Raw genomic sequence first — 13,841 nt, 5'->3', positions numbered from 1 at the left:
CGCGGAAAAGCCCTGCAGGCGCCTCCGCGGCGCACGCCTAGGATGAGGGGTCGCTCCTTCGAGCACCCTCCTGACTCCCACCGAAAGGCTGCACCTCCGTGATGCGCACCCACGGTGCCGGCACGCTCCGTTCCTCGGACGCCGGCACGACCGTGACCCTGGCGGGCTGGGTGGCCCGCCGCCGCGACCACGGCGGAGTCGCCTTCCTCGATCTCCGCGACGCCTCGGGCATCGCCCAGGTGGTCGTCCGCGACGAGCTGCTCGACTCGTCCGGCGCGCACGACCTGCGCAACGAGTACTGCGTGACCGTGACCGGCGAGGTCGCGCCGCGGCCCGAGGGCAACGCCAACGCCGACCTCCCGACGGGCGAGATCGAGGTCACGGCCACCTCGCTCGACGTGCTGAGCACCGCCGCGCCGCTGCCGTTCCCGATCGACGACCGCGTCAACGTCGGCGAGGAGACCCGCCTGCGCTACCGCTACCTCGACCTGCGCCGGTCGGGCCCGGGTGCCGCGCTCCGGCTGCGCAGCAAGGTCAACCGGGTCGCCCGCGAGACCCTGCTCGACCGCGACTTCGTCGAGCTCGAGACCCCGACGCTGACCCGCTCGACGCCGGAGGGCGCCCGCGACTTCCTCGTGCCCGCGCGGCTGCGCCCGGGCTCCTGGTACGCGCTGCCGCAGAGCCCGCAGCTGTTCAAGCAGCTGCTCATGGTGTCGGGCATGGAGCGCTACTTCCAGATCGCGCGCTGCTACCGCGACGAGGACTTCCGCGCCGACCGCCAGCCGGAGTTCACCCAGCTCGACGTCGAGATGAGCTTCGTCGACCAGGACGACATCATCGAGCTGACCGAGACCCTCCTGCGCAACATCTGGGCGCTGATCGGGGTCGACGTCCCGACGCCGTTCCCGCGGCTCACCTACGCCGAGGCGATGGACCGGTACGGGTCCGACAAGCCCGACCTGCGCTTCGGCCTCGAGCTCGTCGAGCTGACCTCGTACTTCGCCGAGACGCCGTTCCGCGTCTTCCAGGCCGACTACGTCGGTGCGGTGGTCATGCCCGGCGGCGGCAGCCAGCCGCGGCGGACGTTCGACGCCTGGCAGGAGTTCGCCAAGCAGCGCGGTCACCGCGGGCTGGCGTACGTCACGGTCGCCGAGGACGGCACGCTCGGCGGTCCGGTCGCGAAGAACCTGTCCGAGTCCGAGCGTGAGGGCCTCGTCGCCGCGGTCGGCGCGAAGCCCGGCGACTGCGTCTTCTTCGCCGCCGGCGCGCGCAGCCAGGCCCAGGCCCTGCTCGGCGCCACCCGGCTCGAGGTCGCCCGGCGCGGTGAGCTGATCGTCGAGGGTGACTGGAAGTTCTGCTGGGTCGTCGACGCGCCGCTCTTCGAGCCGGCCGACAAGGCCGTCGCCGCGGGTGACGTCGCCGTCGGTGCGGGCGCGTGGACCGCGGTCCACCACGCCTTCACCTCGCCGAAGCCGGAGTTCTACGACACCTTCGACACCGACCCCGGCTCCGCGACGGCGTACGCGTACGACGTCGTCTGCAACGGCAACGAGATCGGCGGCGGCTCGATCCGTATCCACCGCCGTGACATCCAGGAGCGCGTCTTCGCGGTCATGGGGCTCACCGAGGAGGAGGCGCGGACCAAGTTCGGCTTCCTGCTCGACGCCTTCGACTTCGGCCCGCCGCCGCACGGCGGCATCGCCTTCGGCTGGGACCGCATCTGCATGCTGCTGTCCGGCGAGGAGTCGATCCGCGAGGTCATCGCCTTCCCGAAGAGCGGCGGCGGGTTCGACCCGCTGACCGAGGCGCCGGCGCCGATCACGGCCGCGCAGCGCAAGGAGGCGGGTGTGGACGCCAAGCCGGACGTCAAGGGCGAGAAGCAGGCCGAGAAGCCTGCAGGCCAGTCCGCGAGCTGACGTGGGTGGGGCGGGGCGGGTGCTGACGGCTGGTGCCGCCGCGCTTGTCCTCGCCCTGCTCGGCGGGGGTTGCTCGAGCTCTCCTCGGCCCGCTGCTCCACGGAAGGCGGCCCCGATCCAGACCGGCTGGCAGGGGTGCGAGCACGCCGGCGCCTTCGCCGACCCCGAGGCTGACGCGCCGCCCCCGCCCTCGGGTGGCGTCCCGTCAGGCTTCACGGCGACGTCCGTGGTGCTCTGCGAGGCCGAGACGGGCGTCGACGCCGACGGCAAGGTTGTCGTCCTGCGCGGTGTGGAGCGGACCTCGACCGAGGTCAGGCCACTCCTGACCTACCTCGCGCAGCCGGACGAACGTCCCTCGCCCGACCCGTGCACCCTCGACGGCTGGGTCATGCCCCCGATGGTGCTCGTCGACGACGCCGCGAGATTCGTCTACCCCACGATCCCCGTCGACGGGTGCGGCAAACCTCTCGGCTGGTACGACCGCGATGCCCGCCCCCTGGTGTGGGATCGCCTCACGTACACCGACCGCGTGGTGCGCACGCGCTGAGGACGGTCGTCACCGCGGCGGGCCCGGACGAGGGCCGCGACGTCGGAGCACCTCCGTACGCTGACGCCGTGAGCGAGGACCTGTTCGGCGGTGGCGTGGACGTGGCGGCGCCGTCGGGGACGGGCGGCGGCAGCCTGTCGGACGCCTCGGACCGGACGGGTCTGCCGCTCGCGGTGCGGATGCGGCCGCGCACGCTCGACGAGGTGGTGGGGCAGGCGCACCTTCTGGCGACCGGGTCGCCGCTGCGCCGGCTCGCCTCCGGCGAGCCGATGTCGGTGTTCCTCTGGGGCCCGCCCGGCACCGGCAAGACGACCATCGCCTCGGTGGTGTCGCGCCAGAGCGGGGCGCGGTTCGTCGAGGTCTCCGCGGTGACCGCCGGGGTCAAGGAGGTCCGCGCCGTCCTCGACCAGGCGCGGCGCGAGCTCGCGCGCGGCGAGCGCACCGTGCTCTTCGTCGACGAGGTGCACCGCTTCTCCAAGACCCAGCAGGACGTGCTGCTGCCCGCGGTGGAGAACCGCCTGGTCACCCTCGTGGCCGCGACCACGGAGAACCCGAGCTTCTCGGTCATCTCGCCGCTGCTGTCGCGCTCGCTGCTGCTCACCCTCAAGCCGCTGACCGACGCCGACGTCTCGGGCCTGCTCGACCGGGCCCTGGCCGACGAGCGTGGGCTCGCCGGGGCGAGCACGCTCGACGACGACGCCCGCGACACGCTGCTGCGGCTGGCCGGCGGCGACGCGCGGCGGGCGCTCACCTACCTCGAGGAGTCGGCCGCGGGCGCGGCGGCGACGAGGTCGAGCGTGATCACGACCGAGGTGGTCGAGCGGGCCGTCGACCGCGCGGCCATCCGCTACGACCGCGACGGCGACCAGCACTACGACGTCATCAGCGCCTTCATCAAGTCGGTGCGCGGCTCCGACGTCCAGGCCGCGCTGCACTACCTGGCCCGGATGATGGGCGCCGGCGAGGACCCGCGCTTCATCGCGCGCCGGCTGATCATCCTGGCCAGCGAGGACATCGGGCTCGCCGACCCCACCGCCCTGACCACGGCCGTCGCCGCCGCCGAGGCCGTGGCCATGATCGGGATGCCGGAGGGCCGCCTGACCCTGGCCCACGCGACCATCGCGCTCGCCCTCGCGCCCAAGTCCAACGCCGTCACCACCGCGATCGGGGCGGCGTCGGCCGACGTCGCCGCCGGCCGGGTCGGGCTGGTCCCGCCGCACCTGCGCGACGCGCACTACGCAGGGGCGAAGACGTACGGGCACGGGCAGGGCTACCGCTACGCCCACGACGAGCCGCGCGGCATCGCCCGCCAGCAGTACCTGCCCGACGAGCTGGTCGACGCGACCTACTACGTGCCCACCGACCACGGCAACGAAGCCGCGGTCGCGGCCCGCCTGGCGCGGATCGAGGAGCTCCTCGGGCGCGGGCGGCCTTCGTCGTAGGACGCAGCGCGTCGGTCCGATGATTCCGCCGCCCGACCCGGGTCGGTCAGGCATGGGACTCATCCACATCGAGATGTTCGCGACCCTCGACCTCGTCGCGCAGGCGCCGGGCGGGCCCGAGGAGGACACCGCCGGCGGCTTCGCGTACGGCGGCTGGCAGGCCCCGCTGCTCGACGAGGTGTCCGGCGCGCAGGTCACGGCGGCGTACGAGGGAACGGACGCCCTGCTGCTCGGGCGGCGGACCTACGACATCTTCGCCGCCTACTGGCCCCACCAGGACGACACGTTCGGCGCGCTGTTCAACCGCATCCCCAAGTACGTCGCCTCCCGCGGCACGCCCGACCTGTCCTGGCGCGGCTCGTCGCTGCTCGGGCCCGACCTGGGCGCCGCGGTCCGCGAGGTCCGCGAGCGCCACGAGCACGTCACCGTCGTCGGCAGCGTCGACCTCGTTCAGACCCTGCTGCGCGAGCGCCTCTTCGACCGCCTCGACCTCTGGGTGCACCCGGTCCTGCTGGGCACCGGCAAGACGGTCTTCGCCGGCGGTGCGGTGCCGACGAGCCTGACCCTGCTCGAACCGCCGGCGGCCGGCAGCCGGGGGACCGTCCTGCTGCGCTACGCCCGCGCCGAGGGCGAGCCCCGGACCGGGGACATGACGGCGCCGGAGCAGGGTGCGGACGCCGCGCGTCGCGACTGAGCGGCCGAGGGCTCAGCTCGCCGCGTCGAATCCGCCGGCGCGGGCGATGCGGACCGGCCCGCGCGCCGTGCGCACGTCGACCCGCTCCCCGTGCTGGCGCACCTCGACGACGCCGGCGTCGGCCAGCCGGGCGGCCACGACGCGGGCCAGCGGCATCGCGTCGCGCCAGGTGTCCCCGCCGACCGCCCGCGCCGCGTCGCTCGGGCAGATCGTGCTGGTCGGCGCACGGCGCCCGAGCAGGTCGAGCACGGCCCGGCGCAGGCGCTCCTCGAGCTCCTCGTCATCCGCTCCCGCTGCCTCGGCCACCCACCCACGGTAGAGCGGTGGACGAGGACGAGACTGGCGCCATGCCAGCCACCAAGGACGGACCAGGACTTCTGCCGGGGACCCGCCGGCTCGCCGAGGGACGCAACTTCGGCTCGATCGCCACCTTGCTGCCGAGCGGCGCCATCCAGAACCAGGTCATCTGGGTGCACACCGACGGCGACCGCGTGACGGTGAACACCGAGGTGCACCGCGCCAAGTACAGGAACGTCGAGCGCGACGACCGCGTGACGCTGCTGATCACCGACGCCACCGACCCGTACCACTACGCCGAGGTCCGCGGCCACGTCACGGAGACCCGGACGGGCCCCGACGCGCGGGCCGACATCGACGCGCTCTCGCAGAAGTACAACGGGACGGACTACCCGGCCGAGGGGATCAAGTCCGAGCGCGTCATCCTCTACATCACCCCGGAGCGGCAGACCGTGGTCGACCAGACGGGCACGCACGGCGACGACGAGTAGGACCACCACGACCGGCGAGGCGGGGCCGGGGGCACGCGGGCCCGGGGCCGTCGGGGCGTACGTCGTGCTCGCGCTGGGCCTGGCGTGGCTCGTCGCGCTGCCCTTGTGGGCCGGCGGCGGGCTCGCCGACCCGAGGTTCCGCACCGTCGCGCTCGTCATGATGCTCACGCCGAGCGTCGCGGCGCTGGCGGTGACGCTCGTCCTGGTGAGGCCGGCAGCTCCGTGGCGCTCGCTGGGGCTGGTCCCGACCGTGGGGTGGCGCCGGCTCGTCGTCCTGGTGCTCGTCGGGCTGCTCGCGCCGGTCGTGCTCAGCGCCCTGACCGTCCTCGTCGCCGCCCTGCTCGGGCTGGCGCGGGTGGACTGGTCCCTCGGCGCGTACGCCACCAATCTCGCCGCCAGCGGCACGCCGCTCCCGCCCACCGTGCCCGCGAGGACGCTCGCCCTGGTCGCGCTCGTCGCCGTGCCCGTCAACGCGCTCGTGAGCGCGGTGCCGGCGGCGGCCGAGGAGATCGGCTGGCGGGGCTTCCTGCTGCCGCGCCTCCTGCCGCTCGGGACCTGGCCGGCGCTGCTGGTCACCGGGGTCGTCTGGGGCGTGTGGCACGCGCCGCTGGTGCTGCTCGGCTACGACTACGGCCGCACGGACCTGCTCGGGGTCCTGCTGATGACCGGCTTCACCGTCCTGACCGGCGTGGGCCTCGGGGCCCTGCGGCGCCGCTCGGGCTGCGTCTGGCCGGGCGCGGTGGCGCACGGCTCGCTGAACACCGCCGCCTCGACCGTGATCCTGGTCCTCAGCCCCGACCCGGCCCACGGGACCGGGCTCACGCTGCTCGGCCCGACCGGCTGGGCCCTCCTGGCGCTGCTGGCGCTCGGGCTCGCCCTCACCGGCGTCGTCGGCCGCCGCCCGTCGTCGACCACCACCGCCTCGACGACGGCGGCACCGGGCACGAAAGGGGAGGGGACGGCGCGAGGACCGCGATAAGGTCGGTCGCGCCGCCGGCCGTCGCCGGACGCCCACGCCGCAACCCCACGCCGCAACGAGGAGCAGCCATGACGCTCGGTCAGGTCGCCGGACTGGTGGCCGCGCTCGCGTGCGTCGGGCTGGTCGTCTTCCTCGCCGTGCCGCTGCTCAAGCTCGGCCGCGTGCTCGACGAGCTGCGCGTCACCGTGCGCGACCTGGGCCAGGAGACCGTCCCGATCCTCACCGAGCTGCAGGGCACGGTGCGCGCGACCAACGAGGAGCTGGGCAAGCTCAGCCTGGTCACCGCCGACGTCGCCAAGGTCAGCGCCAACGCGACCCTGGTCAGCGACAACGCCGCCCAGCTCTCGGGCATCGTCAACGCGACGGTGGCCAAGCCGCTCGTCAAGACCGCGGCCCTGGGCCACGGCCTGCGCCAGGCGGTCCGGCGCAGCTCCACCGACGACCCGGACGGGCGCCGCAGCGAGCGCCGTGCCCGCCGGGCCCGGATCAAGGTCGCCATGGCCGAGCGCGAGGCCGAGCTGCGTGCCCTCACCGGCGAGCCCGGCCGGCCCGGCGCCGGCCCCGACGAGCGAGCTAGCGGGCGGCCGAGCCGCGAGGACTGACCCCACCCGCCGACCGCACCACCACCCCACGAGGAACCTGATCATGAGAACCGCCGAGATCCGGCGCCGCTTCCTGGACTACTTCGCCGCGCGCGGACACCAGGTCGTCCCGTCGGCGCCCCTGCTCTACAACGACCCCACGCTGCTGTTCGTCAACGCCGGCATGGTGCCCTTCAAGCCGTACTTCACCGGCGCCGAGACCCCGCCGTACGACCGCGCCACCTCGGTGCAGAAGTGCGTGCGCACCCTCGACATCGAGGAGGTCGGCAAGACCACGCGCCACGGCACTTTCTTCCAGATGAACGGCAACTTCTCCTTCGGCGACTACTTCAAGGCCGAGGCGATCCGCTTCGCCTGGGAGCTCGTCACCGGGAGCCAGGACGACGGGTTCCTCGGCTTCGACCCCAACCGGGTCTGGGTCACCGTGCTGCACTCCGACGACGAGGCGGCCCGGCTCTGGGAGAACATCGCCGGTCTCCCGCCGGAGCGGATCCAGCGCCGCGGCCTGCTCGACAACTACTGGAACATGGGCATCCCGGGTCCCGGCGGTCCCTGCAGCGAGATCTACTACGACCGCGGCCCCGAGTACGGGCGCGAGGGCGGCCCGGTCGTCGACGAGGACCGCTACCTCGAGATCTGGAACCTCGTGTTCATGCAGGAGGAGCTGTCGACCGTCCGCGCCAAGGACGACTTCGACGTGCTCGCCGACCTGCCGCGCAAGAACATCGACACCGGCATGGGCCTCGAGCGGGTCGCGACGCTGCTCCAGGGCGTCGACAACCTCTACGAGATCGACGAGGTCGTCGGCGTGCTGCGCAAGGCCGCCGAGCTGTCGGGCAGGACCTACGGCGCCGAGGGCGGGCACGACGACGACGTCCGCATGCGCGTCGTCGCCGACCACGTCCGCTCCGGGCTGATGCTCATCGCCGACGGCGTCACGCCGGGCAACGAGGCGCGCGGCTACGTGCTGCGCCGCCTGCTGCGCCGCGTCGTCCGGTCGATGCGCCTGCTCGGCGTCACCGACCCGGTGCTGCCCGAGCTGCTGCCGGTCAGCCGCGACGTCATGAAGGCGTCCTACCCCGAGGTCGAGCGCGACTGGGACCGCATCGCGGGGATCGCGTACGCGGAGGAGGAGGCGTTCCGCCGCACCCTCGTCTCCGGCACTCAGATCTTCGACGTCGCGGTCGCGGACACCCGCAAGGGCGGCGGCTCGACGCTCAGCGGCGACCGCGCGTTCCAGCTGCACGACACGTACGGCTTCCCGATCGACCTGACGCTGGAGATGGCCTCGGAGCAGGGGCTGAGCGTCGACGCCGACGGGTTCCGTCGGCTGATGGCCGAGCAGAAGGCGCGGGCCAAGGCCGACGCCAAGAGCAAGAAGGCGGGTGCGCAGGCGGTCGAGGTCTACCGCGAGCTGCGGGCGACCGGCGTCACGCCGTTCACCGGCTACTCCGAGCTGGCCAGCGACACGAGCATCCGCGGCATCGTCCTCGACGGCGACCTGGTCGCCTCGGCGGCCGAGGGCGACGTGGTCGAGGTCGTCCTCGAGCGCACCCCTTTCTACGCCGAGTCAGGTGGTCAGGACTCCGACGCGGGCACCATCACCGGCGACGGCTTCGAGCTCGAGGTCGTCGACGTGCAGCGCCCGGTCAAGGGCCTGGTCGTGCACCGCGTCCGCGTCGCCCGCGGCGAGCTGCAGTCGGGCACCGACGTGCTCGCGCAGGTCGACGGCGAGTGGCGCCTCGGCGCCTGCCAGGCGCACTCGGGCACGCACGTCATGCACGCGGCGCTGCGCCAGGTGCTCGGCCCGACCGCCCTGCAGAGCGGCTCGTACAACAAGCCCGGCTACCTGCGGCTCGACTTCGCGTGGCAGGGCGGGCTCTCGCAGGCCACGCGCAGCGACGTGGAGGAGGCGGCCAACCGCGCGATCCGCGCCGACCTGGACGTCTCCGCGACGTACATGCCGCTGGCGACCGCGCGCGAGATCGGTGCGCTGGCGCTGTTCGGCGAGACCTACGACGAGGAGGTGCGCGTCGTCGAGATGGGCGGCCCCTGGTCGCGCGAGCTCTGCGGCGGCACGCACGTGCAGCACTCCTCGCAGGTCGGCCTGGTCACCATCACGACCGAGTCGAGCGTGGGCTCGGGCGTGCGGCGCGTCGAGGCCTTCGTCGGCATCGAGGCCTTCCGTTACCTCGCGGCCGAGCGCAGCCTCGTCCACGGGCTCACCGAGACGCTCAAGGTGCAGCCCGACCAGCTCGTCGACCGCGTCGGCCGGCTCGTCGCCCAGCTCAAGGACGCCGAGCGCCAGATCGCCGAGCTGCGCAGCCGCCAGGTGCTGGCCGAGGCCGGCAGCATCGTCGCACGGGCGCACGAGATGTGGGGCGTCGACTACATCGGCCACGCCGCGCCCGGCGTGGCCGGCAACGACCTGCGCTCGCTCGCCCTCGAGGTGCGCAACCGCGTGCAGGACCGCGCGGCGGTCGTGGCCGTGGTCGGCGGCAGCGCCGACAAGCCGAGCGTCGTGGTCGTGACGACCGAGGGCGCCCGCCACCGTCGCCTCTCCGCTGGCGACCTCGTCCGGGTGGCGAGCGAGACCCTCGGCGGGCGCGGCGGCGGCAAGCCCGACATCGCGCAGGGCGGCGGTTCCGACGGCTCGAAGAGCCAGGAGGCCCTCACCGCGGTCGAGCACGCGATCGGCCACGTGCTCCAGAGTTGATGGCCTCCGCTTCGCTCCGGCGCGTTCCGGGCTCCAACCCGACGACGTCGTCGTCGCCGGTGACGACGGAAGAACGTGTCGTCACCGGTTCCTCCTCCGTTCGTCGGCGCCCGGACCGGCGTCGGTCGGGTCGCAAACGCGTTCGAGCGGAGCGAGGACGATGAGAAGGGGCGTCAGGGTCGGGGTCGACTGGGGCGACGCGCGGATCGGGGTCGCCCGGTGCGACCCCGACGGCGTGCTGGCCACGCCGTACGCGACGGTCAAGGCGGGGGAGCGCGAGGTCGACGACCTGCTCGCGGTGCTGGCCGAGCTGGAGCCGCTGGAGGTCGTCGTCGGGCTGCCGACGACGCTCGCCGGGACCGAGGGTCCGGCCGCGGTGAAGGTGCGTCGGTGCGCCGCCGCGCTCGCCGCGCGGACCTCCGTGCCGGTGCGGCTGGTCGACGAGCGGCTCACCACGGTGGAGGTGTCACGGCGGATGCGCGAGGGTGGCCGCTCGGCGAAGGCGCAGCGCTCGGTCATCGACGCCGCGGCGGCCGCGGCCATCCTCGAGCACGCGCTGGGCGTCGAACGTTCCAGGGACCAGCCGCCCGGCGAGTTAGTCTTGCCGGGACCGACCGCCTGACCCGGCTGGTCCAGACCCTCTCGACCGCCCCCGGGTCGAGCACCCGACCCGAGGAGACCCCGACCGTGTCGTCGATGCTCGATCCCGACACCAGGCCGAGCGCCGCCAAGGAGATCGTCCACCAGGGCAAGGGCTGCCTGGCGGTCCTCCTGGCGATCGCGGTGCTCGTCGGCGGCGGCTGGTTCGTCTACAGCCAGGGCAAGTCGCTCATGAGCAACTTCGGCGAGGAGCCCGACTACACGGGCGCCGGCAAGGCCTCGATCACCGTCACCGTGCCGAACGGCGCGACGCTCGACGAGATCGGCGGGGTGCTCCTCAAGGACGACGTCATCAAGTCGACGCAGGCCTGGGACTCCGCGGTCGCCTCCGAGGAGCGCGCGACCAGCATCCAGCCCGGCCGCTACATCATGCGGACGCAGATGCCGGCCATCGACGCCCTCCGCCTGCTGATCAACCCGGGGGAGTCGCGCGTGCGCGCGCAGTTCACGATCCCGGAGGGCCTGCGGCTCAGCAAGCAGGTAGACGCGCTCGTCAAGGGCACCAAGATCAAGCGCTCGGCGTTCGAGAAGGCCCTCGACAACCCCAAGTCGATCGGCCTGCCCTCCTACGCCAAGGGCAACCCGGAGGGGTTCCTCTTCCCCGACACCTACGAGCTCACGGCCGACGCGACGGCGACCTCGACGCTCAAGCAGATGGTGGACGAGTACAAGTCGGTCGCCGACGACATCGACCTCCAGGCCGCGGCCAAGAAGCTCGACCGGAGCCCGTACGAGGTCCTCATCGTCGCCAGCATCATCGAGCGCGAGGTCAACCAGGACCAGTACCGCGCCAAGGTCGCGCAGGTGCTTTACAACCGGCTCGACCAGGGCATCCCGCTCGGCCTCGACTCGACGGTCATCTACGCCGAGAACCTGAACACCAACACGACGACGCCGAAGGACCGGGCGAGCAAGTCGAAGTACAACACCTACCTGCGCAAGGGCCTGCCGCCCGGCCCGATCTCGGCGCCCGGCAAGGCCGCGCTGGAGGCGGCGGCCAACCCCGAGCCCGGCAAGTGGCTGTACTTCACCACCGTGAACTTCGACACGGGCGAGACCAAGTTCGCCGAGACGGACGCGGAGTTCCAGCAGATCGTCAAGGAGTTCCAGGCCTACTGCCAGAGCAACCCCGGCCGTTGTGACAGCTGAGCCCGGGAGCCTCGTCCGGCACCGGGCGGCCGTCCTCGGCTCGCCGATCGCCCACTCGCTGTCGCCGGCCCTGCACGCCGCGGCGTACGCCGAGCTGGGCATGGCGGGCTGGTCGTACGGGCTGGCGGAGGTGGAGGCGGACGGGCTCGCCGCTTTCGTGGACGGGCTCGACGAGACGTGGCGTGGGCTGAGCCTGACCATGCCGCTGAAGGTCGCCGTCCTCGAGCTCGACGGGGTCGAGGTCTCCGAGACCGCGCGGCTGGCCGGGGCGGGCAACACGCTCCTGCTGGACGAACGGCGCGTCGAGAACACCGACGTCGCCGGGCTGGTCTGGGCGGTCCGCTCGATCACGCAGGACCCAGTGGCCACGGTGTCCGTCGTCGGCTCGGGGGCCACCGCCCGCTCGGCGCTCGTCGCGGCACCCCGGCTCGGCGCGACCACCGTGCAGGTGCTGGCGCGGGACCCGGCGAAGGCCCGGTCCCTGGCGCCCCTCGCCGAGGCGGTGGGCGTCGAGCTCGCCGTGCCGCGCTGGGGCAGTGCCCCGCCCGAGGCCGGGCTGCTGGTGTCGACGGTCACGGCCGGGGCGGTCGACGACCAGGCCGAGGCGCTGGCGGCCAGCGCCGGGGTCGTCTTCGACGTGGTCTACGACCCGTGGCCCACGGCCCTCGCCGACGCGGCCGGGCGGGCGGGCGTACGCGTGCTCGACGGGCTCGACCTGCTGGTCGGGCAGGCCGTCGAGCAGGTCGAGCTGATGACCGGGCGCAGGCCCTCGCCGGAGGTCCTGCGGGCGGCGGGGGACAGGGCCCTGGCCGAGCGCGCCTGAGGGGGCGCCCCGACGGGCGGCACGCGCACCTGGAAACATGCCGTCATGGCAGTCACCGACGACGCGACCAGCCGTTCCGCCGCAGACAGCTTCCCGACCAGGACGCTCCCGCGCCCGGAGGTGCGCGACCTGCCCGACCCGCCGAAGAAGTACCGGCGCCTGATCGGTCCCGGCATCATCGCCGCCGGGGTGGGGCTGTCGTCCGGGGAGTTCGTGCTCTTCCCCTACATCGCCAGCCAGGTGGGGCTGATCTTCGTGTGGGCGGCGCTCGTCGGCCTCGTCACGCAGTACTTCCTCAACCTCGAGATCGAGCGCTACACGCTGGCGACGGGGGAGACGGCGCTGACCGGCTTCAGCCGCTACTGGCGCCACTGGGGGCTGGTCTTCGCGATCCTGGCCTACTTCGCCAACCTCTGGCCCGGCTGGGCGACCAGCAGCGCGACCCTCGCCTCGTACGTCTTCGGCGGCAAGCCGACCTTCATCGCCATCGGCATGCTGCTGGCGATCGGGCTCATCCTCACCCTCGCCCCGGTGGTCTACGTGGCCCTCGAACGGGCGCAGATGCTCAAGGTCGCGGCGGTGATCCTGCTCTTCGTCATCGGCGCGATCGTCGCCGTCGGCGCGGACGCCTGGAGCGACGTCCCGCAGATCGTCACCCGGCCGGGCATCCCGTACGAGCAGCTCGGCTTCGCCACGCTGCTCGGGGCGCTCGCCTTCGCCGGTGCGGGCGGCGGGCAGAACCTCGTGCAGTCGAACTGGATCCGGGACAAGGGCTTCGGCATGGGCTCCCTGGTCCCGCGGCTCGTCAGCCCGGTCACCGGGCAGCCGGAGGCCAAGCCCTCGCCCGGCTACATCTTCGAGCCGACGCAGCAGAACCTGGGCCGCTGGAAGGGCTGGTGGAAGTTCGCCAACCTCGAGCAGCTCTTCACCTTCGTGCTGATCACCTTCCTGACGATCATGTTCACCTCGCTGCTGGCCTACTCGACCGTCTACGGCCGCGACGACCTGACCAACGGCATCGCCTTCGTGCGCACCGAGGGCGAGGTGCTGGCCGAGCGCGTCGGGTCGTGGTTCAAGTTCTTCTTCTGGATCGTCGGCTCGTTCTCGCTCTTCGGCGCGGCGCTCGGGATCGTCGACTACACGAGCCGGCTCGCCGCGGACGTGATCAAGACGAGCTACAAGCGCGACGCCAACGAGTCGAAGGTCTACGCCGGGCTCGTCTGGGGCCTGGTGGGCATCGGCATCATCGTGCTCGCCGCCGGCTTCGACCAGCCCCTCGTGCTGCTGATCATCGCCGCGGTGGTCGGCGGCTTCATGATGTTCCTCTACTCGGGGCTGCTCGTCCTGATCAACCGGCGCAGCCTGCCGGCGGCCATCCGGGTGCGGGGCTTCCGGCTCGGCGCGCTGGTCTGGGCGTTCCTGCTCTTCGGGACCCTCTCGGTCCTCACCTTCAAGGACCAGCTCGGCAAGCTCCTCGGCTGAGGCGCCGACGGCGACGGGACGTCGGCGTCCGGTCGGCGTGCGC

General features: G+C 73.0%; 13 protein-coding genes. 12 read left to right on the top strand and 1 reads right to left on the bottom strand.

Features of this window, described 5'->3' with window-relative positions:
* Positions 1-98: 98 nt before the first annotated feature.
* The 4 genes from aspS (at position 99) to BLU42_RS07390 (ending at position 4,599) form a co-directional block, all read left to right on the top strand.
* A complete protein-coding gene (gene aspS / locus BLU42_RS07405; protein ID WP_091073904.1) occupies positions 99-1,916 on the top strand; it encodes an aspartate--tRNA ligase in 1,818 nt (605 codons plus the stop codon).
* A 226-nt stretch (positions 1,917-2,142) separates the two neighbouring features.
* Complete coding sequence (locus tag BLU42_RS20535) at positions 2,143-2,463, top strand: hypothetical protein (protein WP_157719875.1); 321 nt, start codon at positions 2,143-2,145, stop codon at positions 2,461-2,463.
* 68 nt (positions 2,464-2,531) lie between these two features.
* Complete coding sequence (locus BLU42_RS07395; RefSeq protein WP_407940255.1) at positions 2,532-3,905, top strand: replication-associated recombination protein A; 1,374 nt, start codon at positions 2,532-2,534, stop codon at positions 3,903-3,905.
* 52 nt (positions 3,906-3,957) lie between these two features.
* Positions 3,958-4,599: a dihydrofolate reductase family protein gene (locus BLU42_RS07390; RefSeq protein WP_091073902.1), complete on the top strand. Its 642-nt coding sequence runs from the start codon at positions 3,958-3,960 to the stop codon at positions 4,597-4,599.
* A 12-nt stretch (positions 4,600-4,611) separates the two neighbouring features.
* Here the strand turns inward: BLU42_RS07390 and BLU42_RS07385 are convergent, their stop codons facing one another.
* Positions 4,612-4,905, bottom strand: coding sequence for a DUF3253 domain-containing protein (locus BLU42_RS07385; protein ID WP_197680657.1), 294 nt, complete (start codon positions 4,903-4,905; stop codon positions 4,612-4,614).
* 41 nt (positions 4,906-4,946) lie between these two features.
* Between BLU42_RS07385 and BLU42_RS07380 the strand changes: the two genes are divergently transcribed.
* The 8 genes from BLU42_RS07380 (at position 4,947) to BLU42_RS07345 (ending at position 13,798) form a co-directional block, all read left to right on the top strand.
* Positions 4,947-5,387: a PPOX class F420-dependent oxidoreductase gene (locus BLU42_RS07380; protein ID WP_091073900.1), complete on the top strand. Its 441-nt coding sequence runs from the start codon at positions 4,947-4,949 to the stop codon at positions 5,385-5,387.
* A 64-nt stretch (positions 5,388-5,451) separates the two neighbouring features.
* Positions 5,452-6,366, top strand: a complete 915-nt coding sequence (locus BLU42_RS07375; RefSeq protein ID WP_091073899.1) for a CPBP family intramembrane glutamic endopeptidase — start codon at positions 5,452-5,454, stop codon at positions 6,364-6,366.
* Between the two features lie 68 nt (positions 6,367-6,434).
* Positions 6,435-6,968 (top strand): DUF948 domain-containing protein, encoded by a 534-nt coding sequence (locus BLU42_RS07370; protein WP_091073898.1) that lies wholly within the window; start codon positions 6,435-6,437, stop codon positions 6,966-6,968.
* Positions 6,969-7,011: 43 nt separating this feature from the next.
* Positions 7,012-9,684, top strand: coding sequence for an alanine--tRNA ligase (gene alaS / locus BLU42_RS07365; RefSeq protein ID WP_091073897.1), 2,673 nt, complete (start codon positions 7,012-7,014; stop codon positions 9,682-9,684).
* Positions 9,685-9,844: 160 nt separating this feature from the next.
* Positions 9,845-10,306: a Holliday junction resolvase RuvX gene (gene ruvX / locus BLU42_RS07360; RefSeq protein ID WP_091073896.1), complete on the top strand. Its 462-nt coding sequence runs from the start codon at positions 9,845-9,847 to the stop codon at positions 10,304-10,306.
* Positions 10,307-10,380: 74 nt separating this feature from the next.
* The gene (mltG, locus tag BLU42_RS07355) at positions 10,381-11,493 is read left to right on the top strand and encodes an endolytic transglycosylase MltG (RefSeq protein ID WP_157719874.1); all 1,113 of its coding nucleotides are present in this window, start codon (positions 10,381-10,383) and stop codon (positions 11,491-11,493) included.
* Positions 11,483-12,316, top strand: a complete 834-nt coding sequence (locus tag BLU42_RS07350) for a shikimate dehydrogenase (protein WP_091073894.1) — start codon at positions 11,483-11,485, stop codon at positions 12,314-12,316. Before mltG ends, BLU42_RS07350 begins: the two co-directional genes overlap by 11 nt.
* 45 nt (positions 12,317-12,361) lie before the next feature.
* Complete coding sequence (locus tag BLU42_RS07345; protein ID WP_091073893.1) at positions 12,362-13,798, top strand: Nramp family divalent metal transporter; 1,437 nt, start codon at positions 12,362-12,364, stop codon at positions 13,796-13,798.
* The last annotated feature ends 43 nt before the right edge of the window (positions 13,799-13,841 follow it).

Origin of the sequence: Microlunatus sagamiharensis (assembly GCF_900105785.1) — a bacterium.
In the GTDB taxonomy this organism is placed as follows: Bacteria; Actinomycetota; Actinomycetes; order Propionibacteriales; family Propionibacteriaceae; genus Microlunatus; species Microlunatus sagamiharensis.
Note: the sequence above shows the minus strand (reverse complement) of the source record. Positions and strands in the feature narration are given on the sequence as shown.